Origin of the sequence: Acidicapsa dinghuensis, from assembly GCF_025685685.1 — a bacterium.
Classification (GTDB): Bacteria; Acidobacteriota; Terriglobia; order Terriglobales; family Acidobacteriaceae; genus Acidicapsa; species Acidicapsa dinghuensis.
Map to the genome: position 1 here is coordinate 42,692 of NZ_JAGSYH010000007.1, position 21,104 is coordinate 63,795.

At 57.4% G+C, this 21,104-nt stretch carries 20 protein-coding genes; 8 read left to right on the forward strand and 12 right to left on the reverse strand.

What is annotated here, in order from left to right; all coding sequences use genetic code 11:
* Window positions 1-16 precede the first annotated feature (16 nt).
* A complete protein-coding gene (locus OHL22_RS19825; RefSeq protein ID WP_263341266.1) occupies window positions 17-928 on the reverse strand; it encodes a hypothetical protein in 912 nt (303 codons plus the stop codon).
* 155 nt (window positions 929-1,083) lie between these two features.
* Between OHL22_RS19825 and OHL22_RS19830 the strand changes: the two genes are divergently transcribed.
* From OHL22_RS19830 to murA, 3 genes are all read left to right on the forward strand, one after another.
* Window positions 1,084-2,241, forward strand: a complete 1,158-nt coding sequence (locus tag OHL22_RS19830; RefSeq protein ID WP_263341267.1) for a serine hydrolase domain-containing protein — start codon at window positions 1,084-1,086, stop codon at window positions 2,239-2,241.
* A gap of 113 nt (window positions 2,242-2,354) precedes the next feature.
* A complete protein-coding gene (gene murQ / locus OHL22_RS19835) occupies window positions 2,355-3,311 on the forward strand; it encodes an N-acetylmuramic acid 6-phosphate etherase (RefSeq protein WP_263341269.1) in 957 nt (318 codons plus the stop codon).
* 94 nt (window positions 3,312-3,405) lie between these two features.
* A complete protein-coding gene (murA, locus tag OHL22_RS19840) occupies window positions 3,406-4,710 on the forward strand; it encodes a UDP-N-acetylglucosamine 1-carboxyvinyltransferase (protein ID WP_263341270.1) in 1,305 nt (434 codons plus the stop codon).
* A 19-nt stretch (window positions 4,711-4,729) separates the two neighbouring features.
* Here murA and OHL22_RS19845 read toward each other — a convergent pair whose 3' ends face one another.
* The gene (locus OHL22_RS19845) at window positions 4,730-5,140 is read right to left on the reverse strand and encodes a hypothetical protein (RefSeq protein ID WP_263341272.1); all 411 of its coding nucleotides are present in this window, start codon (window positions 5,138-5,140) and stop codon (window positions 4,730-4,732) included.
* 374 nt (window positions 5,141-5,514) lie between these two features.
* Here OHL22_RS19845 and OHL22_RS19850 point away from each other — a divergent pair, with 374 nt between their 5' ends.
* Window positions 5,515-6,828, forward strand: a complete 1,314-nt coding sequence (locus tag OHL22_RS19850) for a GGDEF domain-containing protein (protein WP_263341273.1) — start codon at window positions 5,515-5,517, stop codon at window positions 6,826-6,828.
* A 77-nt stretch (window positions 6,829-6,905) separates the two neighbouring features.
* On the opposite strand, the gene pnp is transcribed toward OHL22_RS19850, so the two are convergent.
* From pnp to OHL22_RS19885, 7 genes are all read right to left on the reverse strand, one after another.
* Window positions 6,906-9,344: a polyribonucleotide nucleotidyltransferase gene (pnp, locus tag OHL22_RS19855; protein ID WP_263341274.1), complete on the reverse strand. Its 2,439-nt coding sequence runs from the start codon at window positions 9,342-9,344 to the stop codon at window positions 6,906-6,908.
* Between the two features lie 291 nt (window positions 9,345-9,635).
* Window positions 9,636-9,902 carry a 30S ribosomal protein S15 gene (gene rpsO, locus OHL22_RS19860; protein WP_263341275.1) on the reverse strand — a complete coding sequence of 89 codons (267 nt, stop codon included), beginning with the start codon at window positions 9,900-9,902 and terminating at the stop codon, window positions 9,636-9,638.
* Window positions 9,903-10,018: 116 nt separating this feature from the next.
* Window positions 10,019-11,083, reverse strand: a complete 1,065-nt coding sequence (locus OHL22_RS19865) for a VWA domain-containing protein (protein WP_263341277.1) — start codon at window positions 11,081-11,083, stop codon at window positions 10,019-10,021.
* An 89-nt stretch (window positions 11,084-11,172) separates the two neighbouring features.
* A complete protein-coding gene (locus OHL22_RS19870) occupies window positions 11,173-12,462 on the reverse strand; it encodes an endo-1,4-beta-xylanase (RefSeq protein ID WP_263341278.1) in 1,290 nt (429 codons plus the stop codon).
* A gap of 25 nt (window positions 12,463-12,487) precedes the next feature.
* Entirely contained in the window at window positions 12,488-12,712 is a 225-nt protein-coding gene (locus OHL22_RS19875) for a hypothetical protein (protein WP_263341280.1), read from the reverse strand.
* A gap of 76 nt (window positions 12,713-12,788) precedes the next feature.
* On the reverse strand, window positions 12,789-13,682 hold the full coding sequence (gene flgL, locus OHL22_RS19880) for a flagellar hook-associated protein FlgL (RefSeq protein WP_263341282.1): 894 nt from the start codon (window positions 13,680-13,682) through the stop codon (window positions 12,789-12,791).
* A 34-nt stretch (window positions 13,683-13,716) separates the two neighbouring features.
* Window positions 13,717-14,751 carry a response regulator gene (locus tag OHL22_RS19885; RefSeq protein WP_263341283.1) on the reverse strand — a complete coding sequence of 345 codons (1,035 nt, stop codon included), beginning with the start codon at window positions 14,749-14,751 and terminating at the stop codon, window positions 13,717-13,719.
* A gap of 309 nt (window positions 14,752-15,060) precedes the next feature.
* Between OHL22_RS19885 and lexA the strand changes: the two genes are divergently transcribed.
* Window positions 15,061-15,666, forward strand: coding sequence for a transcriptional repressor LexA (gene lexA, locus OHL22_RS19890; protein ID WP_263341285.1), 606 nt, complete (start codon window positions 15,061-15,063; stop codon window positions 15,664-15,666).
* 95 nt (window positions 15,667-15,761) lie between these two features.
* On the opposite strand, the gene trxA is transcribed toward lexA, so the two are convergent.
* From trxA to thrC, 3 genes are all read right to left on the reverse strand, one after another.
* The gene (gene trxA, locus OHL22_RS19895) at window positions 15,762-16,109 is read right to left on the reverse strand and encodes a thioredoxin (RefSeq protein WP_263341288.1); all 348 of its coding nucleotides are present in this window, start codon (window positions 16,107-16,109) and stop codon (window positions 15,762-15,764) included.
* A gap of 400 nt (window positions 16,110-16,509) precedes the next feature.
* Window positions 16,510-17,403 (reverse strand): homoserine kinase, encoded by an 894-nt coding sequence (gene thrB, locus OHL22_RS19900; protein WP_263341290.1) that lies wholly within the window; start codon window positions 17,401-17,403, stop codon window positions 16,510-16,512.
* Window positions 17,400-18,782 carry a threonine synthase gene (thrC, locus tag OHL22_RS19905; protein WP_263341291.1) on the reverse strand — a complete coding sequence of 461 codons (1,383 nt, stop codon included), beginning with the start codon at window positions 18,780-18,782 and terminating at the stop codon, window positions 17,400-17,402. Before thrC ends, thrB begins: the two co-directional genes overlap by 4 nt.
* A gap of 104 nt (window positions 18,783-18,886) precedes the next feature.
* Here thrC and modA point away from each other — a divergent pair, with 104 nt between their 5' ends.
* Genes modA through OHL22_RS19920 form a run of 3 tightly spaced genes read left to right on the forward strand, consistent with a single transcriptional unit; the run spans window position 18,887 to window position 21,103 of the window.
* Window positions 18,887-19,687, forward strand: coding sequence for a molybdate ABC transporter substrate-binding protein (modA, locus tag OHL22_RS19910; RefSeq protein ID WP_263341292.1), 801 nt, complete (start codon window positions 18,887-18,889; stop codon window positions 19,685-19,687).
* 14 nt (window positions 19,688-19,701) lie between these two features.
* Window positions 19,702-20,397 carry a molybdate ABC transporter permease subunit gene (gene modB, locus OHL22_RS19915; protein WP_263341293.1) on the forward strand — a complete coding sequence of 232 codons (696 nt, stop codon included), beginning with the start codon at window positions 19,702-19,704 and terminating at the stop codon, window positions 20,395-20,397.
* The gene (locus OHL22_RS19920) at window positions 20,390-21,103 is read left to right on the forward strand and encodes an ABC transporter ATP-binding protein (RefSeq protein ID WP_263341295.1); all 714 of its coding nucleotides are present in this window, start codon (window positions 20,390-20,392) and stop codon (window positions 21,101-21,103) included. Before modB ends, OHL22_RS19920 begins: the two co-directional genes overlap by 8 nt.
* Window position 21,104 lies beyond the last annotated feature (1 nt).

A 21,104-nucleotide genomic window follows, 5' to 3' on the forward strand; every position in this document is an offset into this window, starting at 1 on the left:
TTCTAGTTTACTCGCTTTACTGACAACCCAGGCTGCCTGGTGGGCAAAGCAATTGCGTCTTGCCCAACGCCGGCTTTGCCAACGGTTTCGGTTGATTTGGCGCTGAAATCAAAGAGGCAGGGGCGACCGATGATGCCGGCGTTGCCGACAGGTTCTCGGCCTGTAGGACCAGCGACCTCTGGAAGACCATCTCAACCTGGCTTCCACTTGGTATCTCGACATCGGCACCGCGCGTAAAAAGCGAAACGACGCCTACTGTCGCCGCGCCAGCCGCAAGACCGATCAATCCGCCTGAGATAGGATGACCTGCAACTGCTCCGCCTATCGTTCCGGCAGTCGCTCCAGTCGGGAGAGCTATCTTTGCTGTTTCGCCGGCGTTTCTGCCCTTGCCGCTATCCTGCACAATGGTTCCTTCGCCATCGTTTTTTACCGTCTGGTGCTGAGCGCCGGGCAGGCCGTTTACTCCACCGGGAATCTCGACCACGGTGCCGTTGGGAAAAATCATCGATGTGAAGTGCATGTCGAGCTGGGCTTTGCCTTTGATGCGGCCCGCGCGCACGACGCGGTCAACCACTCCCTGGACATACACTCCGGCGGGAATCAATACGCGCGCACCAACCACCACGGGAAAGGCCGAGGTAAGATACACGCCATCGCCAGGTTTAGCCGATTTGGTGTTGACGCCGCTCTTGAGCTGCAGCAGTACCTTGGTCCCTGCAGGAACCTCGTAGGTTGGCGCACTTGCAGTTACCGCGCCAAAAGAAGCAGGTCCGGCAGATGAGGGCGTAGAGCTGGCTTCGGCCGCTGCTGGTTGCGCGGCAGCTTGTCCGCCGACCTGGGCGGCATCTGGCGCTGGCGTTTGGGCCGCACACACTGCCGCCGCTCCAGAAAGAACCGCTGACAGCACAATATGCCGCAAATCCGACACACCTACCTCCAAGCCTGACAGGCTGATCTGCTTGAATAGACGCCTGCCGCTGGACTCAGGATAGCTCTCCGCCGGTCACGCTGAACAAAAATTCCACTGCGCGGAACGCTGCACAATCTTTCGCGATAGGATGCGAGTCACGAGAGGGATTGGCCGTGACATTCGAATCTAAACTTAAATTTCCCGCCAGCGACGAACGCGGTCCGTTTGCCCAGGCCTACGCCGTCCTCGAAGAGGCAATTCAGGCACGAGCCTTTCCTGGATGTGCTTTTGGAGTTCTGCAGCAAGGCAATATTGTGCTGCTTGACGCTCTCGGCCACTTCACTTATTGGGATGAGGGCGCCAATACTCCGGCTGTCACACCGAATACCGTATACGACATTGCCAGCGTTACAAAGATCGTAGCGACCACGTCGGCAGCGATGCTGCTCTATCAATCGGGAAATCTCGACCTGAATACGCCACTGGGAGAGATACTCCCCGGCTTCATTATCGGGCGGGATTCGTCTGCCCGGGCGCGCAAGGTCACGATCCGTCACCTGCTGGCTCATAATTCGGGGCTTCCCGGATATGTACCGATGTTCAAAACGGCGAATTCAGCGCAGGAGCTGCTGCGCGAATGCCTCCATCTGCCAATCGAAGCCGAACCCGGTGAGCGCGCGGAATACTCCGATCCCGGATTTATTCTGCTCGGCAAGGCTCTCGAAACGATCCTGCACGAGGGCCTGGCCTCATGGACGGCAAAGCATGTCTTCTCTCCGTTGGGGATGAACCAGACGCTCTTCACGCCGTCCACTTCTATCCGGCCAGAGATCCCGCCCACGGAGATCGATGCAACCTTCCGGCACCGACGCATTCAAGGAGAAGTACAGGATGAGCATGCCTGGCTGCTCGGGGGCGTAGCGGGCCATGCCGGACTTTTCAGTAATGTGCCCGATCTGCTTCGATTCACTCATGCCATTCTTAATCCGGCAGAGGTCTCTCTTTTCTCCCGCGAGATGATCGAGACATTTGCGCATCGCGAGCCGCCTGTGGGCTCGTCGCAAGCGCTGGGATGGGATACGCCATCGCAGGAATCCTCTTCGGGAATCTATTTTTCACCGAACTCCATTGGGCACCTAGGCTACTCGGGATGCTCTCTTTGGATAGATCGTGACGCCGGTATCGGTGTGACGCTGCTCACCAACCGCACATGGCCTGGTCGCAGCTCGCAGCTTATCCGCTCCGTACGGCCGGCTTTTCACAATGCCGTGCGAGAGGCTTTGGAGCGGGAAAGAATTGATATCTTAAGAGAGCAATCGGGCTGGAATTGACGATAAAACTACCATCCCCCAAAAGCGTGACAAATCGCACAATCTGAAACCAAACAGTAGGACTACAATCGGGATAGCCAGGGACCAACACGACGATGCCCACAAGCACGATCATGAACGAAGCGCCCACAACAACTGAGAAGCCTAAAAAAGATACAGCGGCGCAGCTCCAACGCTTAACCACCGAGAGCCAGAACGAAGCCTCCCAAGGGCTCGACACCAAGTCCGCTCTCGAAATAGCCCGTATCATCAACCACGAAGACGCGAAGATCGCCGCGGCTGTAAAGAAAGCTTTGCCCGAAGTCGCCCAGGTAATTGATCAGGTGGCCCGCAGCCTCCGCGACGGTGGCCGCCTTATTTATGTCGGCGCTGGTTCCAGCGGCCGTATTGCCGCTCTCGACGCATCGGAATGCCCTCCCACCTACTCCACGGCTTCCGGACAGGTGCAGTACATCATGGCAGGCGGCCCTAAGGCGCTGGCGTCTGCTGTCGAGGTCAACGAAGACTCGGAAGAGCTGGGTCAGCGTGACATTGCCCGCCGCCGCCCCACCCGTAAGGATGTTGTTATCGGCCTTTCGGCATCTGGCCGTACGCCGTATGTAGTCGCAGCCGTTGCGTACGCTCGTGCTCGCGGCGCGAAGACCGCGGCTGTCACCTGCAATTACGATACGGCGCTGGCCGCTGCTGCCGACATTGCTATTGTTGCGGAAGTGGGCCCGGAAGTTGTTTCCGGATCGACGCGCATGAAGGCCGGCTCTGCCCAGAAGATGATCCTTAACATGATCACTACGGGCGCCATGACGCGGCTTGGCTATGTGTACGAAAACCTCATGGTCAATGTACACATGCAGAACTCGAAGCTGGTGGAACGCGGCATTCGCATTCTGATGCGCGCCTGCGACATCGATCGCGAAACCGCGGTGAACACCATCAAAAGCGCCGGACGTAGCGTTCCCGTTGCGCTGGTGATGCTCAAGGCCAAGGTAGACAAGCCGGAAGCAGTACGCCGTCTGGCTAAGTCTGATGGCAACGTTCGCCTCGCAATCGAAGACACCATCTTAGAACTCTAGCGCCGGTATTGCCGCCTGAGATTCCGCGTTTATTGGGTAGAACCAAGCCATCCGCCGCGGAATCTATACTGACAGTTCAGGAGTCGGCAATTTTATGGACAAATTCGTGGTCCGCGGCGGCAATCCGCTGGTAGGTACTATTCGCGTTTCCGGAGCCAAAAACTCCGCTCTTCCCTGCATGGCCGCGGCCATTCTTACCGAAGACAGGGTTATCCTCGAAAATATCCCGCAGGTGCACGACATCGAGACGGAGCGGAAGCTGCTCGCATCGATGGGTGCTGAGGTCGAGCTTGGCTACGGACGCGCCCAGCATCGCACCACTATCAGTTGCCGCAATCTCTCCGACCCTGTCGCCAAATACGAGATCGTCAAGACGATGCGGGCGAGCGCTCTGGTGCTTGGTCCGTTGGTAGCCCGCTGCGGCATGGCACGGGTTGCGATGCCTGGCGGATGCGCCATTGGCGGACGCCCCATCGACCTGCATCTGAAGGGCCTTGAAAAGATGGGTGCCGAGATCGTTCAGGAGCACGGCTATCTGGAGGCGCGCGCTCCACGGCTCAAGGGTGCTCATATCGTCTTCGATAAGATCACCGTCACAGGAACAGAAGACCTGCTAATGGCCGCAGTGCTCGCCGATGGCGAAACGCTGATGGAAAACTGTGCGCGCGAGCCCGAAGTGACCGATCTGGCTGCCCTGCTCACTGCCATGGGAGCGCAGATTGAAGGCGCCGGCACATCGACGATCCGCGTTAAGGGCGTGACCAAGCTGCATGGCGCGCAGCATCGCATCAATCCAGACCGCATCGAAGCTGGAACTTTCCTGGTTGCGGGAGCCATTACCAAGGGCGATCTGATTGTCGCCAATTGCAATCCGGCGCATGTCGGCGCGGTAATCGGCAAGCTGCAGGAGGCCGGCGCACGAGTCGAAATTCTTGGGAACGATTCCATCCGTGTACGCTCCGATGGCGCATTGAAAGCAGCTGATATTTCCACGCAGGAATATCCAGGTTTCCCGACGGACATGCAGGCGCAATACATGGCGCTCGCAACGCAGGCCGAAGGAACTTCGCAGATTCAGGAAAACATCTTCGAAAACCGCTTCATGCACGTGCAGGAACTGGTTCGTATGGGTGCGAACATTGCGGTTGACGGCCGCACCGCGACTGTTCGTGGTGGAACGCATCTGTCTGCCGCTGCCGTCATGTGCTCTGACCTGCGCGCCTCTGCATCCCTGGTGTTGGCTGCGCTCGTCGCGGACGGCGAGTCGATCCTCGACCGTGTTTATCACATGGACCGAGGCTACGAACGCATTGAAGAGAAGCTGCGCGGTGTCGGAGCACAGATTCGCCGCATGGGCAACGTCTTTAGCCGCAAAGAAGAGCCGGTTGCAGCGGTTTAGTCAGATACCTGAGAGATCTTTAACGCCAGCTCACAGCAAGATGCCAACGCAGATGCCGGGCTGACGTCTTGCGCAGCACCGTCTCATACTCTCTTAGCTCGCGTACGACGAACTCCGTCTCGGAGCCGAGCGCAGCCGGAGAAATAGTCAGGAAATCCAGCAAAGCGCGAACCGTCCGCAGACCTTCGTCCGGCGTATACCATTGAGGTTGTGGCAGATGGGTGGTCCACTCTGGATCGCCCGCACCCTGATCAAGCAGCAAAGCCATCGAGTTCCGGTCGGCGGAGAAAAACTCCAGCAGGGGTTGGACGCTCAGTTTTTCCGCAAGCCGCTCCAGCGCATCTTCATTCCGTGCCAGAGCATGACCATTCACGAAGATATCGAAGCCCGGATCTTCCCCTTCCACCACAATGTAGAGGCTTGCGCTCATCGACTTGAGTGTACCTGAAATCCGGTTTTGCGCTCGATGAATCAGCGCGATTGTGTTTCAGGCAAAACCACCGGAGACTGACCCGCTTTGATTATCGACCCTGAACTTTTGCCGCCTACGAAGTAATATCTCTTTTACCTTCAGTCAAAATTCTCGCAAAACTTCCATGAAAAGGTTGCGAACTAACACGAATGCGTGATCTCAATTTTTACTCGGATGAGCGATCCTTGTAAGGATTGAAAGTAAGCGATTCTCTGTAACTAAAAGGTATTTTGTCGTGATCGACGGGGAGATCGCGATACCTTAGCCACGTGATCTGAACATTGCCGGCATGCACTCTTGCCGCTCGGCGGTAAGATCCGTCAGGAGGGCCCATGGATTGGTCGAAAATCCCGGACATCTTGGCCGTTACCTGCCTGGCGTCCGCCTTCTTTTCTATCTCACACCGACACCGAATGCCACAACACCAGCTATGGCTTGCTGGTTGGTTCCTGATCGCGCTCCACTTTTTAGCCTTTCTATTTGCGAACCTCAACGGCATACCCGGAGTCATTAGCACTGCAATCGGCCTAACCACGTTGATCGTAGCGGGCGTCTGCTTCATGTGGGCGACAGTTCCCTCGGAAACGCGCATCAACAGCCGCAAGCTGGCATCCGTGACTGCCGGGTCGATGTCTTTTTACTGCATTCTCGCAACACTCCCCTTCGCGCCACCCAACTGGCTTCTAGACGCGACCGCGCTTGCAATCGGGCTTGCGCCGCTATCCGTCGCACTCTACTATCTGCGTTATTCACAGCATGCACTGCGATGGCTAACCGTTGGTATCCAGTTTGCTCTGGGCGCGGAATTGCTTGTGCTCCGGCGGCAATCGCATGGCAATCTCGACCTGTGCATCGATGCCATTCTCTTTGTTGTGTACTTCAGTTGCTGCCTCTATTTTTGGTACACGCATAAGGTCAGCACTACTGGTTCGGCCATCACGGTCTGCGGATTTTTCGCCTGGTCCCTGGTCTTCATAATTGCCCCGATCTCTGAGCATTACCTGCCGAACCTGAAGATCGAAAACGAGATCTGGAACCTGCCCAAGTATGTCGTTGCGATCGGCATGCTTCTGCTGATGCTCGAAAAACAGATCGAACGCTCGCAGTATCTCGCCCTGCACGACGACCTAACAGGGCTGGCAAACCGCCGCCTCTTTCAGGATCGCCTCAACAGCGCGATGGAGCGCACACGCCGATCGGCAACCACACTGGCATTGATGCAGGTCGATCTGGACGGCTTCAAAGCCATCAACGACAATCATGGCCATCACTACGGCGATCTGCTGCTGCAACAGATCGCTTCGCTACTCCAACGTCGTGTACGCCGTTCCGACACCGTCGCACGAACCGGAGGCGACGAGTTCTCCATCATCCTCGAAGAGCCGTCAAGCCGCGGCGACGCGGAGCTTGTTGCGGAATCGCTGGTGCGCATTTTGCGCGAGCCCATCCTGCTGTCCGGTACACCTGTGCGAGTGGGCGCAAGCATCGGTATTGCGGTTTTCCCTACCGATGCTTCGGATGCTGACTCCCTCTGCATTGAAGCCGATATGCGTATGTATCAGGCGAAGCAGGATCGAAAGGATGTTGTGAACATCACTCGTGAGCGCATGGGCGAGGGCCTTTCATCGCAGACCATGGCAGTTTAAGAAACAATCCCTGATTTCTTGCACACAGTAAAAGGCCGTCCGAAGACGGCCTTTTGGCTTTTCTGCATGAGGCAGGTTTAATTGCCGGAACTGGGTCCGCGACCACCGCCGCCCGGACCAGGGCGTCCGCGGCGACGGCGACGGCGATTGCCACCACCACCTGGCCGGCCACCGCCCTGTCCACCGAGTCCAGAAGGACCGGGATTCTGCGAAGATCCAGGATCCGCCACGTTGAAGTTCGGCTCATTCTCTTCGTCGAACTCCTCTGACTCCTCGAAATCATCGCCACCCTCGATCAAAATCGTGCTGGCGTTCGAAGTCGGCTGACGCTCGTCAAACTCATTGCGCGGACGCTCGATGCGTGGCTTGGGCTGCGCAGGAGCATCGCCCTGCGGTGCAGCGGGAGCATCGACAATGCCGAGCTTCGCCTTCTGCTCCTTAATCAGCGCCTTGCGGCTGAGCTTGATGCGGTTGCCCTCGATTGCGAGCACCTTCACCATCACCTGATCGCCTTCGCGCAGTTCGTCCTTCACATCCTTGACGCGATGCTCTGCAATCTCGGAGATATGCAGCAGGCCGTCGGTTCCGGGAAAGAGCTCGACGAACGCACCGAACTCTGCGAGGCGAACCACCTTGCCGAGGTAGGTCTTACCGACTTCCGGCACTGCGGTGAGGTTGTTGATGATGGCGAGCGCCTGGTTCAGACCATCGGCATCGCTTGAAGCCACATTGACGCGGCCTGTATCGTCCACATCGATCTTGACGCCGGTCTGCTCGATGATGCCGCGAATCGTTTTGCCGCCGGGTCCGATGAGATCGCGGATCTTGTCTGTGGGAATGTGCACCGTCTTGATCTGCGGCGCGTACTTCGAGCGCTCCACACGTGGTCCATCCAGCTCGGCATCCATCTTGTCGAGCAGGAAGAGCCGTCCCTTGCGGGCCTGCTCCATGGCTTCGGATAGAATCTGGCGCGTCAGGCCGCCGATCTTGATGTCCATCTGGAGAGCGGTGATGCCTTTGCGGGTCCCGGCAACCTTGAAGTCCATATCGCCGTAGTGGTCTTCCGCTCCTGCAATGTCGGTCAGAATCGCATAATCATCGCCTTCCTTCACCAGGCCCATCGCCACTCCGGCAACTGCACCCTTGAGCGGAATGCCTGCATCGAAGAGCGCAAGGCTTGCGCCGCAAACCGAAGCCATCGAAGAAGAGCCGTTGGACTCGAGAATGTCGGAGACGATGCGGATCGTGTACGGGGACTCATCCGGATTCGGAAGCACGGCAGAGATGGCGCGCTCGGCCAGTGCGCCGTGGCCAACTTCGCGGCGGCCTACACCGGTCATGCGGCCCACTTCGCCAACCGAGAACGGTGGGAAGTTGTAGTGGAGCATGAAGCCCTTCTTCTGCTCGCCTTCGAAGCTCTCCATGCGCTGAGAGTCGTCGGTGGTGCCGAGCGTAGCAGTCACCAGCGCCTGCGTCTCACCACGGGTAAAGAGCGCCGAACCGTGCGTGCGGGGCAGCACACTGCTCTCGATGCTGATGGGGCGAATTTCGTCAAACTGACGGCGATCGGGACGAATGCGATCCTTCGTTACCTGCTCACGGAAGATGCGCTCGCGCAGCAATTCGTAATACTGGTTTAGCTTCTTCTTCGCATTCGGATCGTCAGCCGGGAGTTCCGCTGCAAGCTCTGTCTTGATCTGCTTGATGAGGTCGTAGCTCTCTATCTTTGAATGCGTTTTGGTGTCGAGCGCATCCTTCAACCGGTCACCGATCTTAGCAAAGAGCTGGTTGTAATACTCGGCATCTTCGACAGGAGCGGTGAATACACGCTTCTTTTTGCCGGCCTTCGACACCAGCTCGTCGATCGCAACGATGATCTTCTTGATCTCTTCGTGCGCAAACTCGATGGCGGCGAGGATGTTTTCTTCCGTCTCTTCCTTGGCGCCACTCTCGATCATCACGATGCCGTCTTTGTGGCCGACAACCATGATGTTCATCGTGCTGCCTGCGCGCTCGGTGTAGGTCGGATTAATCACGAACTCGCCATTCACGCGGCCCACGCGCACCGCGCCAACTGTTGCGCTAAACGGGATATCCGAAAGCGCCAAGGCAGCGGCTGCGGCGTTGATCGAAACCACGTCCGGATCATTCTCTTTATCCGCGGAGAAGACCAGCGCAATCACCTGAGTTTCGTTGCGGAATCCATCGGGAAAGAGTGGACGGATGGGGCGGTCAATCTGGCGGGAGGTGAGGATTTCTTTTTCGCTTGGGCGGCCTTCACGCTTGATGAATCCACCGGGAATGCGTCCGCCTGCATAGGCGTACTCGCGATAATCGACGGTCAGAGGAAAGAAATCGATTCCCTCTTTCGGATCGGGCGAGGCAACGGCGGTGGACAGCACAACACTGTCTCCGAGCGTAACCAGCGCTGCGCCCGAGGCCTGCTTGGCCATACGGCCGGTTTCAAAGACCAGGCGCTTACCACCGGTCAATTCGACTGCTACTTCATGCTTCATAGAGTCCTCTCTCTTTGCATCGTCTCTTCGTGGAAACTTGTGGGAACCGGGCCATAACGCAGGAGAACGAAGCCTTCGCCGCGCGCTCAAACGGGCGCGTCGACGAATATGCCTGAACACACCAAGGACCTGCGCAAGGTGTCAGTCTCGCCGCAGGTCCTGGTTTCATATCATTCTCTTTTCGCCGTGCGACAGATAGGACGAGGCCCGCGAATCTGTACGAACTCGCGGCCCTGACCACGTTTCGGTCTAGGCGATTCCTGGGCAATGTGGGCTCGGGGTGTTCTTCGCTTACTTGCGGATGCCCAACTTGCCGATTACGTCGCGGTAACGATCCGCATCATGCGCCTTCAGATAGTCCAGCAGACGGCGACGCTTGCTGACCAGCATCAGAAGTCCACGACGAGAAGCGTGATCCTTCTTGTGGGTCTTGAAGTGCTCGGTCAACTCGCCAATGCGTGTACTCAGAATCGCAATCTGAACTTCCGGCGAACCGGTGTCAGAATCATGCGTGCGGAAGCGTTCAATCAGTTCTGTTTTCGTTGCAGATGCCAACACAGCTTTCTTGTTACTCCTCAATCCATCTCAATGTCTGGCTTAAGCTTACCATGGATTGAGCAAGCCGTAAAAACCTGGTTACCCGTGGAACTGTCCGCCAATATCGCATCTTTCCCCTATTGATCTCCGGCTGCCCAGTAGTTTTCACGCGCAACAACATGCGCGCCATAGTCCTGCGTGAGCCGTACGTGAAGCGTGTGCAGCCCCGGAGTTGGGTCCGTAGGCGTAAAACTCAGCATGTAACGGTTCCGGACATGCTTGGACATCTCGTCGATCCGGTCCTCAAATCCCTTATCCCGAGTAAAAGGCGCGTACTCCCCACCACTCATCAGGGCAATCTCTTTAGGGATATTTTTCTTAAGCGCCTGCGTCACCATCAGCAGCGTACTGATGAGGCTCATGGTGCGCTGATCGCCGCTATCTTTCACATCATGAAGGAATTCCGCCCGCGACGGCGAAAATGTCAGGCTCAACACCAGCACGTCACTCAGGCCGATCCGTTGCACCAGTTTCTCGGGCCGTATGTGGCTGCCGCCGTGTTCGCGCGGTTCACTGATTAGCAGCAGAACTCGCCGGTATTCCTTGGGCTGGGTCCGTAAAATATCGACCGCGTAGCTGATGGTGTCCAGAATCGCATCTCCTCCATCGCCGGGGTCGAAATGGCGAAGATCGTCCGTCAGATCCGCCTCGGATTGGGTGAAATCTCGGACCAGATGCGGCTTGGAATCAAATCCCACAAGCGCCGCTTCACTCTTTCCATCCCCTAGAAAAAGATCGAGCAGCGGCCCAAGTTTGGCTATTTTGTCGAATTCCAGCCCTGCCATCCGCCCCTGCTCGACTGCTACCACCAACGCCACTGGAGCGGTATCCATGTCTTCTTCCACATGCAGTTTCTGTGGAACGCCGTTATCGGTAAGCTCAAAATCCGTCGGCTTTAATCCGTAAACTACATCGCCATGGTCTTTTTCTACCAGCGTCGGAACGAGAACGACGTTAGTGGTCGCGTGCAGCACCGTCTGGCCACCGTCCGGCGACGGCAGCGCCTTGGGTGGCTCAGGTGGAGGCAATTCCTGGGCTCTCGCCTGAAAAATACTCACCCCAACGGTAACGACAGTCAATATGAGCAATCGGTATCGTCCGAACCTACCTGTGGGGCCAGTCGCCCCAACCCAGCGAACCATGCACTCTCCCGCATTCCATCGAATTGCTTCTATTCAAGAAGATTAGACGACTCTTGCCACTGAACAGGTCGCTTAGGCAACATCCGGCATTATGCGTCTGGCTTCGGTGTCCCGTCAGGACGAGGCTGAGGAGCTGTTCCCGGACTACCCGGCACAGCAAACGGAGCATAAGGGTCAGAGACAGGTTGCTGCGGCGCATTAGAGCTCGGCTGCGAAACAGGCCGTCGCGCCGTGTCGATCGCGCTGCGAATGGCGAAAAACGCCGGCGTTGGACGATACTCGTCGTCAAAGGGCAGTGGCCGCTGGCGTGATCCATCTGGCCGGATTGTCCAAGGCTGCCGGATCTGGTTCAGCCATGTGTGCGCATCCGTAATGCCCCAGGTAAGAAAGGCCTTCACATTGGGCTCTGCCAACACCATTCCCAGATAGCTCTTGTAGACCTCGGCAACTGCTGCGTCCTGCACATCGGAACCGCCTTCGAGCTGGTGGGTATTCACATCCATCTCTGTGATGTAGACCTCAAGCCCCAGCTTAGCGACCTCACGAATCAGGCTAAGAAGACCCGAACCTGGTTTAGGGCCGGTTGCCTGCAGATGGCTCTGAATGCCGATGGCTTGAATCGGAATACCGCGCGCCACCAGCCGCCGCACCAGCAGCAGCACCTGCCCGCGCTTCGCTGTCTGCTCCGGAGTATCGAGCTCAATGTCGTAATCGTTGTAAGTCAGCTTTGCATGTGGATCGGCCTTGGCCGCGGCGGTAAACGCCAACTCAATGTATGATGGCCCGATCAATTGCAGCCACGGCGAGTTGCGCAAACCATCCGGACGGCTATCCTGCAGGTACACCGCTTCATTCACTACATCCCAGCTATGCACCCGGCCTGCGTATCGTCCAGCTACAGTTTGAATATGCTGCGTCAGCAGAGATGCCGCATTATCCTTCGTCGCCACAGAAGAAAACCACGCCGGCAATTGCTCATGCCAGCAAAGGTTATGTCCGCGTACCTGCTGTTGATATGCGGCGGCAAAGGCAAACAGCTTATCGGCAGGGGTGAAGTTGTAGGTGGATGCAGTCGGTCGTAAACTCGACCACTTCATCGCGTTCTCCGCGACAAGAATTCCGGCCTGCTCCGCGACGGTTCGGGTATAAGCCTCGGCGTCCGGGCTTGCGTTGCCTTGATCAAAATCCAGCAATTCCGGCACAACGGCGCAACCTGTAAGGACTCCCGCGGCAGCACCATGCGCTCGCAGTGAATTTGGGCCATTCACATCCGGCCCCGAAGCAGGGGCGAACCGGCGCTCGGCGAGAAGAGGCGGGCACAAAGCAGCCGCTGCCGCCATCCGGCTGAATCGCCTGCGTGTCCACAGAAGACGGGACATCTGTCTCCTTTGCCTCCTGAGCCAATTAGCGGCTGCGCTTCACAGCTCGCTCCAGTTGACCGGTCCATGCCAGAAAGCTAAGGAGTTCCTTGCGCGAATCCCACATGAATGCAAAAACATCCCGTGCGGTAAGCACCTCGGCTTTCTTGCCGGAATAGGTCTCGATCCGCCACTTCAGAAACTCACTCTTCCATGGCGTCAGACGCGCGCCACGCGTGGCGTTCCAGAGAAATCGTATCGAGGCAAACACAGGAAACTCCCTTTGTCCTGAGTATATCGGGCAAAGGGAGTGCTGGATGCAGCGAAAGAAGCGATGTGTCCGAATGCTATAGCTTGTCGAAGAGACTTCCCTGTCCCAGCGCGGCTATCACGTTAATCAAAGCCGTTTGCTGCGACTCGGATAACGAGAGCTGCGATGAAACCTGAGCAACATCTGCTTGCATCAGGTTAGTCTGCACCGTTGTCAATTGCGTTTGCTGATCTGTAATCGCGCTTGAAGCATTCTTGAGACGTGTGATTGAATTATCGATCGTCACACGCTGCTGGCTGAGGTAATTGATTGCATCATTCAATGCCGAGGTGTCCGAAACACCGCTGCCCGAACCGCCATTGGCGTAATCGGCTACTAAATTGTTCAAGGTACCCAGCACATTGGCCGTCGAAGAAAGAAAGACCTGATTACCCGGCAGATTCAGTTGAATTGACTGACCATTCGGAGTCTGAAGCGTATTCACATCCGAGTCGCCGCTGTACGTCACTGTTGCTGGCGTCGTCGAACTGTTCAACGAAAACGGACTGGTCGAGCTCTGGCCGCCTGCGAAGATGTACACGCCCTGATAGCTCGTATTCGCCAGCGACACCACCTCATCGCGAATACCCGCCAGTTCGTTGGACACCGATTGCAGATCGCTCGAGTTCAACGTACCGTTATTCGCTTCTGTAGCCAGCGACAATGCCTGCGTCAGTTGCGTTACGACACTGCCCAGTGCGGAATCCGTCACTTGAAGCATGCCCGTGGTCAGGCTTGCCGTCTGCGTAAACGAGTCATCCTGCTGGATACTGTTGAGAAATTGCACATTCTCCGCCGATGCGACAGGATCTTGCCCAATCGAGTTCACCCGCAGCCCGCTCGAAAGCTCCTGGCTCAGATTCTCCTGAGTAGCCTGCGCCTGATCCAGAGCTCCGCTCAGGTTGTACACATAAAAGGGATCGACTCGCATGTTGTCTCCGTCTCTTCAGAATCGACTTGCGCTTTCACGACACAGCCGTCTCTACACCAAGGTTCAACGCTGAGGCATACACAGTGTTCAGGATGGTGAACGTCTGCGACGCAGCTTGATATGCCCGTTGAAACTGTTCCAGGTTGCTTGCCTCTTCATCGAGGCTCACGCTCGAAAGAGAACTGACCTGCGTCTGAAGCTGTGTCACCGACGCGCTCAGTGCCTGGCTTTCGGTCGTCGTCTGCGAAACCGTTGCACCTAGGGTGCTGACAAGATTCGCGTAGAAATTCGTGGGCGTCTCACCGTTGATGATGTTCTGCGAGCCAAGGTTCGCAGCTGTCACCGCATTCGAATCGTCTCCTGTCCCATCTCCCAGCCCGGCGGCGGCTATTTTATTGGGGTCTGTCATCACCACATGCATGGCGGCAGCACTGCCGGCTACGTGTGTAGGCGCGGCAAAAATATTGCCGGCGTTGCCGTTATCTCCATCGAGATCGGTTCCCACGATGTTCGTCGTCTGCGCCGGCTCCATATGCCATACAGCATCCAGCAGCTCGACACGTGAAACACAGTGCCCGCGATTCAGCATCAGATGCTCCAACAGGGCAAATTCTTTGTTAGTCAGGGAAATCGCGTTACCCGCACGCCGCACAGCATGATCCAGCCGGTCGAGTTCCAGGTCGCCCGCGCGCAGTGTAAGCTTCGTCTCTCGCTTGCGCCGCAGCAGTGCCCGGCAACGTGCGCGCAGTTCATGCAGGCTGAACGGCTTCACCATCAGATCGTCGGCGCCAAGATCAAAACAGCGAATACGCGTTTCTACCTCCTGCCGCCCAGTCAGCACCAGCACCGGAAGATTCGAATCCATCCTGCGCAGATGGCCAAGCACCTGCTCTCCATCCAGCACTGGCAGATTCAGATCCAGAATCGCGAGATCCGGCATTTCGCGCTGCAGCGCCAGCATTGCCACCCCCCCGTCCTCCGCGCGGCTTACCCGATGCCCATCCGCCTCCATACCGCGGGAAAGAAACTTCACCAGAGCCAGATCATCTTCCACGACTAGAACTTTCATCCTGCCACTCTCCACGCCCGCTTCCTATGCGCTCAACGTCCCGCCATCCAACCGTTGCTGAAGGTCATGCGGCGGCTACATCCACACAGTCACCTGAACACGCAGCATGGCTCAAGCAAAAAACCGGCATCACGCACAGCTCTTTCCAGGATTGGGAGAAGCTCAGACAGATTCCCGAAAAGCGACCGATCCCGGGACACTCTGAAGAAAATCCAATGCGCAACCCTATTCAACCTGCACCGTTAACTAGGGAAAGGACAGCGAAGATTTTTCTTGGCCGCTTCGCCTTTATTTCGCTATAATCCGCCCATGGCTGTCACGCGAAGACAAAAAGAGGTACTCGATTTCCTTGAAGCGTTCGTTACCAGCAACGGTTATTCGCCTTCTTTCGAGGAGATCGCACGCGGTCTTGAGCTTAAGTCCCTCGCGACTGTGCACAAACACATCTCAAATCTTGAGCGAAAGGGCCTGTTAGACCGGGTTCACAACCGCAGCCGCTCCATCGATGTGGTTCCGGCGGGCACGCGAACTCGAACCAGTGACCGGCTACCGCTGATGGGCCGCATCGCAGCAGGCCTGCCTGTCGAAGCCGCAGAAAACTCCGAGAGCATTTCGCTGCACGATGTCGTGGGCAACAAAGATGTCTTCGCGCTCGAAGTTCGCGGAGACTCCATGCGCGATGAGCACATTGTTAATGGCGATTATGTCTTGGTCGAGCGCACGCGAACCGCGCGCCAGGGGGAGATTGTTGTTGCTCTCGTGCGTGGCGCAGAGACCACGCTGAAGCGTTTCTATCTGGAAGGTAGCCAGGTGCGCCTGCAGCCTGCAAACCTGGAAATGGACCCCATCTTCGTCCCAGCCAGCCAGGTCTCGATTCAAGGGCGTGTACTGGGCGTGCTGCGGCGTTATAGATAGGCTCGTGGAACTTCTCCACATCAGGCCAAAATCGCGCAAAAACACTAAGGGCCGGAGATGATCTCCAGCCCTTAACCCATCCGATCTTCGATTACTTAATTGACGCCAGCAAGCGAGACTACGCGATTGACCTTCTCCTCGATCACTTCGCGTGGGACATATCCTACGATCTGGTCGGCGACTTTACCGTCCTTGAACAGCAGTAACGCGGGAATACCGCGAATGCCATAGCGCGAAGGCGTAGCGCCGTTGCGGTCTACATCCATCTTCGCAACCTTCAGCTTGCCGGCATAAGCACTGGCCACTTCTTCCACAATCGGAGCAATCGCACGGCAGGGTCCGCACCATACTGCCCAGAAATCGACCAGCACTGGCTGCTCCGACTTGAGCACTTCCTGATCGAACGTTGCATCGCTTACTTCAAAAATTGCGTTTCCGGCCATTTGTCTCCTCGCGGTTCTGACACTTCAGTTCCCTCTAGTCAGTCTAACCGCACTTGCCACTCTTTAAGATGCAAATGATCTCCGAAAGTCGCACCGGTACCTTTTCGGCACCGTGCCGCCGGTTTCTGGTATGTATCGTGAGACAGAACGCGAGCGGGATTTTCTACACAAAATTAAAAGCGCCCGGATCCTATACAGGAACCACGGGCGCTAGAGCAGCCCTCCCCCAGAACTGCCCACACCGTGAATCTAGGTTCTATCTAAGTGCATTGCAAGCAATCTTAGGTAATGCTCAAAGTAATCACCAACGGGGTATCTATTCGCCCAAAACTCCTTTATTTCGAATGCCTCGCAGAGATCTTTGAAAGTCCCTTGTAAACCGAACTTTCGGCAATCTCGTCTATTCAAATCCCCCACCAGATAGTGCAAAGTTGACAGCTAAAACCTCGGCCTCTTCGCCCATGAGCGCTGCTTTCAGAGTTTCCCGTGCTTCCGGCTCAGCCGCCGCATCAATAACCAAGATCACCGCAGGCCCAGCCCCACTCAGCGCAACTCCATGAATTCCGCCTCTCCCTGCCAGCGGCAACAGTTTCGGCAATAACGCGCAGATCGAAGCCCGGTAAGGCTGGTGTACCCGGTCGGCCATCGCGGCCGGTAATAAGTCCGCCCGCGCCTGCGCAAATGCCAGTCCCAGCAGCGAAGCAGCCTGCACATTCGCCACAACATCGGCGCGCGAATACTGTTCCGGCAGCACAGCTCTGGCTTCGCTTGTAGCGAGAGGTTTTCCCGGCAGCACCACCAGGGCCTTCCATGCTTTTGGCGCTTCCACTCGCACATAATGGAGTCCACCGCCAAACTCCGACGCCACCACCAACCCACCAAGCCAGCATGCCGCCGCGTTATCCGGATGCCCTTCGAGCGCACACGCTTCCGCCAGAATCCGCTCACTGCTCCAGCCCAATCCGCCAAAGTGCGTAGCCATAGCAATCGCAGCCAGCCGTCCCGCAGCAGAAGAGCCCATGCCCATCCCAAGCGGAATGCCGTTCTCCATCCGGATCGCCAATGGTACCGGTATCTTGCCTTCGCGCGTCATCAGACTCTTATACGTCTCGAAGATGAGGTTGTTCTCAATCTGCCCGCACTGCTCCGGATTGCGTCCCGACGCTTCAATCCGAAAGACATCGGCCGCCTCTGCCTCTATAGACAAATAAGCAGTTAAGGCAATCGCAGCGGTATCGAAAGCAGCTCCCAGATTTGCCGAAGTTGCCGGCAGGCGCAGATGCAACGAACTCACGAATCCCACCTGCCCTCAATCTCGCCCAGCGCATTCAACACCGCATCCGGAGTCGCCTCAACCTCAACAGCATCCCGGCGCAAACCGGCCATTTCACCCGCTACCTGCGCAGCTTCCTCCGGTTCCAACAGTGTGCCTCGATGGAAACCGATCGTGTAATCGGCATCCTTCAACGTATGTCCCGTCAGCAACAGCACCACCGTATCGGAAGCCTCCACATGCCCCGCGGCCTTTAGCTTCTTCAGTCCTGCCAGCGTCACCGCCGAAGCCGGCTCGCAACCAATGCCTTCCAAACCCAGCTCGGCCTTGGCCACGGCAATCTCGCCTTCGGTCACATCCAGGCACCAACCGCCGGTTTCCTCGATCACTCGAACAGCCTTGCGCCAAGACGCTGGATTTCCAATCCGGATCGCAGTCGCTCGCGTATTCGCAGCTACCGGTTCAATCGACTTGCCCCCGCTCTGCGCAAAACTGCGCACCAGCGGATTCGCGCCTTCCGCCTGAACGATCGAAATCTTCGGCAACCGCGAGATCAACCCCAGAGCCTTCATCTCACGAAATCCCTTGCCCAGCGCCGAACTATTCGCCAGATTGCCACCCGGCACAATGATGTGCTCCGGCACACTCCAGTCGAAGTACTCCGCAATCTCTAGCGCGGGCGTTTTCTGCCCCTCTAGCCGGTACGGATTCACCGAATTCAGCAGATACACCGGAGCTTGCTGCACGATCGTTGACAGAACCTTCATGCAGCCATCAAAGTCCGTATTGAGCTGGCAGGTGACCGCGCCGTAATCCATCGATTGCGATAGCTTGCCCCACGCAATCTTTCCCTGCGGAATCAGCACCAGGCTCCGCAGTCCCGCACGCGCCGCATACGCTGCCATCGCAGCCGATGTATTGCCCGTCGAGGCGCAAGCAACCCACTTGTAGCTGCGCTCCTTGGCAACACTCAGCGCCGAGGTCATGCCCGTATCCTTGAACGACCCTGTAGGATTCATCCCTTGATGCTTGGCAAACAGTTGATCGATGCCCAACGACCGCGCTGTCCGCGTCAGGTGATACAGCGGAGTGTTCCCCTCACGCAGAGTTACTGCATTGCCAAAGCTGTCCAGAATCGGCAGCAGCTCGCGAAAACGCCACACACCGGAGTGATCCAGCAACTCCGAAGACGCTCTCCGTTCACGCCATACCCAGCGCAATGCCCCCGCATTCGGGCGATCCGTGCCGCGCGAAGCGCTTCCCGCAGCCAGATCCCATCCCGGATACTCCACTTCAAACAGATCGCCGCAATCCTTGCAGCGAAAGATCGAGCCGGCCTGCTCCCTGCGAATGCGCACGCCGCATCCGCAGCAGCGCAACTGATGTAAATTGTCGTTCATCTCATGTCCTAGCCTACCAGCCCATCACGAACTTCCCATGAAAGCCCAGTGGAAGATCCACGCTGCCTCCATCCTTCTGTTTAAAATCGAGATGGAGAACCGATGTGAAACTCCAACCTCGCTTTCCCCGTCCCAGATTTCTCCTCGCCGCTCTCTGCATCTTCTGGTCACTGCATGCAGCAGCCTTCGCCCAGCAGGAACCGCTGCGCATCGCCGCTGCCGCAGACCTCCAGCCGGTGCTTCCGCCTGTCCTCGACCGTTTCCATCAATCCACAGGCATCGACGTCCAGGCCACTTATCAGGCATCTGCCGCTCTCACTACCCAGATCCAGAACGGCGCGCCCTTCGATCTTTTCCTCTCCGCGGATCTCAGCTACCCCAAGCGTCTCATCGACGCCGGAGCCGCCAAGGGTTTGCGCGACCCAGCCTCACCCACACCCTATGCACACGGCGCACTCGTCCTCTGGACCCGCAATGATTCCGCCTTCGCTCACCCGTCGCAGGCTACGCTGACCAATCCAAACCTCAAGCGCCTGGCGATCGCCAACCCCGACCGCGCGCCTTACGGACGTGCCGCCATCGCTACCCTCACCAGCCTGCATCTGCTCGACGCACTGCGCCCTAAATTTGCTACAGCCGAAAACATCGCCCAGACCGCGCAGTTTGCAGAATCCGGTAATGCCGACGCTGGCCTCATCTCCATGACCTCCGCCCGCATCGCTCACCTTTCCTCGATCGGCAGCTTCTGGGTCGTCCCGTCTAATCTCTATCCACCTATCGAACAGGGCGCGGCTATCGTCACTAAATCGACCCAGCAAGCCAATGCGCGCCGCTTCCTGGAATTCCTTCTTTCGCCGCCCATTCAGCAGGAGCTTGCCAAAAGCGGCCTAACACCAGTGAACTAAAGCCAGCACTTCTCATGGACTGGCAAGCCTTTTTCCTCACCCTCAAGCTCGCTTCACTCACCACCGCGATCCTGCTTCTGATCGCGATTCCCCTTGCTGCGTGGATTACGCTCAGCCGTTCCCGTTGGCGTGTCCTGATTGAATCCATCTCCGGTCTGCCGCTCGTTCTGCCGCCCACGGTCCTCGGTTTCTACCTTCTTGTCTTGCTCGGGCCACGTACAGCATTCGGACGTTTCTTCGTCGTTCTCCTCGGCCATCCACTAGCTTTCTCCTTCGCCGGACTCGTCGTAGGCTCAGTCATCTACAGCTTCCCGTTCGCGCTTCAACCCATCGTCGCCGGATTCTCAGCTATCGATCCGGGATTCACCGATGCAGCGCGTCTTCTCGGCGCAAACCCGATTCGCTTGATCCGCACGATCTGGATACCCCTCGCAGGCCGCTCCATCCTCACCGCGGCCGTTCTGAGCTTCCTCCACACGCTCGGCGAATTCGGCGTCGTCCTCATGCTGGGCGGCGACATTCCCGGAGCCACCCGCACGCTATCCATCGCTCTCTTCAATCAGGTCGAGGGCTTCGACTACGCCGCAGCAAATCGCACCGCCGCGGTACTCGTCCTCTTCTGCGTCCTTGCCCTCGTTGCCGTCTATGCGCGCCCTCATCTTTTCGGCTCCGGCACGGCATCGCGCGAAAGCGAGGACAGCCGTGCTTGAGCTCGACATCAAAGCGCATCGCGGCCAGTTCGCACTTGCAGCAAGCTGCCGTCTCGTCTCTCCATGGACCGTTCTCTTCGGTCCGTCTGGAGCTGGCAAGAGCACAATCCTGCGTCTCATCGCCGGCCTCGACCACCCAGATCAGGCACGTATCGTACTTGACGATCAGCTACTCACAGATACCGCATCAAATCGCCACATCAAGCCCGGCCCATCGCGCTGCGGTCTAGTCACACAACGCCCCGCACTCTTCCCGCATATCTCTGTCGCTGAGAATATTGGTTACGGCATCACGAATCTCACAAGCACCGAGTGCAGTCAACGCATCGAATCTACACTTGCGCTTGTCGGAGCCAATGATCTGAGTCACCGCCCAGTCCACGCGCTCTCAGGCGGTGAATCTCAGCGTATAGCTTTGGCGCGCGCATTGGCCCCACAGCCGCGTTTGCTCTTACTCGATGAGCCACTCTCCGCCGTTGGCAGTGATGCCCGCGATGCCATCCTCTCCCGCCTGCGCACATGGCTCGCCGAGCACAAGATCCAAACCATCCTCGTCACGCATGATGTCATTGACGCACTCACCACCGATGCCGAAGTCGCGCTCATGCAGGAAGGCCGCATCACTGCACTCGGTCCCGCAGCCGATGTGCTCGCCGCTGAGCGCAACCGTCTTCTCTCACGCCTGCAAATGAGTCAGTCGAACTAAC

Coding starts and splice junctions, on each gene's coding strand:
- murQ (WP_263341269.1), top strand. CDS start 2,355: ATGAACGAAGCGCCCACAACAACTGAGAAGCCTAAAAAAGATACAGCG.
- murA (WP_263341270.1), top strand. CDS start 3,406: ATGGACAAATTCGTGGTCCGCGGCGGCAATCCGCTGGTAGGTACTATT.
- OHL22_RS19845 (WP_263341272.1), bottom strand. CDS start 5,140: ATGAGCGCAAGCCTCTACATTGTGGTGGAAGGGGAAGATCCGGGCTTC.
- OHL22_RS19850 (WP_263341273.1), top strand. CDS start 5,515: ATGGATTGGTCGAAAATCCCGGACATCTTGGCCGTTACCTGCCTGGCG.
- pnp (WP_263341274.1), bottom strand. CDS start 9,344: ATGAAGCATGAAGTAGCAGTCGAATTGACCGGTGGTAAGCGCCTGGTC.
- OHL22_RS19865 (WP_263341277.1), bottom strand. CDS start 11,083: ATGGTTCGCTGGGTTGGGGCGACTGGCCCCACAGGTAGGTTCGGACGA.
- OHL22_RS19870 (WP_263341278.1), bottom strand. CDS start 12,462: ATGTCCCGTCTTCTGTGGACACGCAGGCGATTCAGCCGGATGGCGGCA.
- flgL (WP_263341282.1), bottom strand. CDS start 13,682: ATGCGAGTCGATCCCTTTTATGTGTACAACCTGAGCGGAGCTCTGGAT.
- OHL22_RS19885 (WP_263341283.1), bottom strand. CDS start 14,751: ATGAAAGTTCTAGTCGTGGAAGATGATCTGGCTCTGGTGAAGTTTCTT.
- lexA (WP_263341285.1), top strand. CDS start 15,061: ATGGCTGTCACGCGAAGACAAAAAGAGGTACTCGATTTCCTTGAAGCG.
- trxA (WP_263341288.1), bottom strand. CDS start 16,109: ATGGCCGGAAACGCAATTTTTGAAGTAAGCGATGCAACGTTCGATCAG.
- thrC (WP_263341291.1), bottom strand. CDS start 18,782: ATGAACGACAATTTACATCAGTTGCGCTGCTGCGGATGCGGCGTGCGC.
- modB (WP_263341293.1), top strand. CDS start 19,702: ATGGACTGGCAAGCCTTTTTCCTCACCCTCAAGCTCGCTTCACTCACC.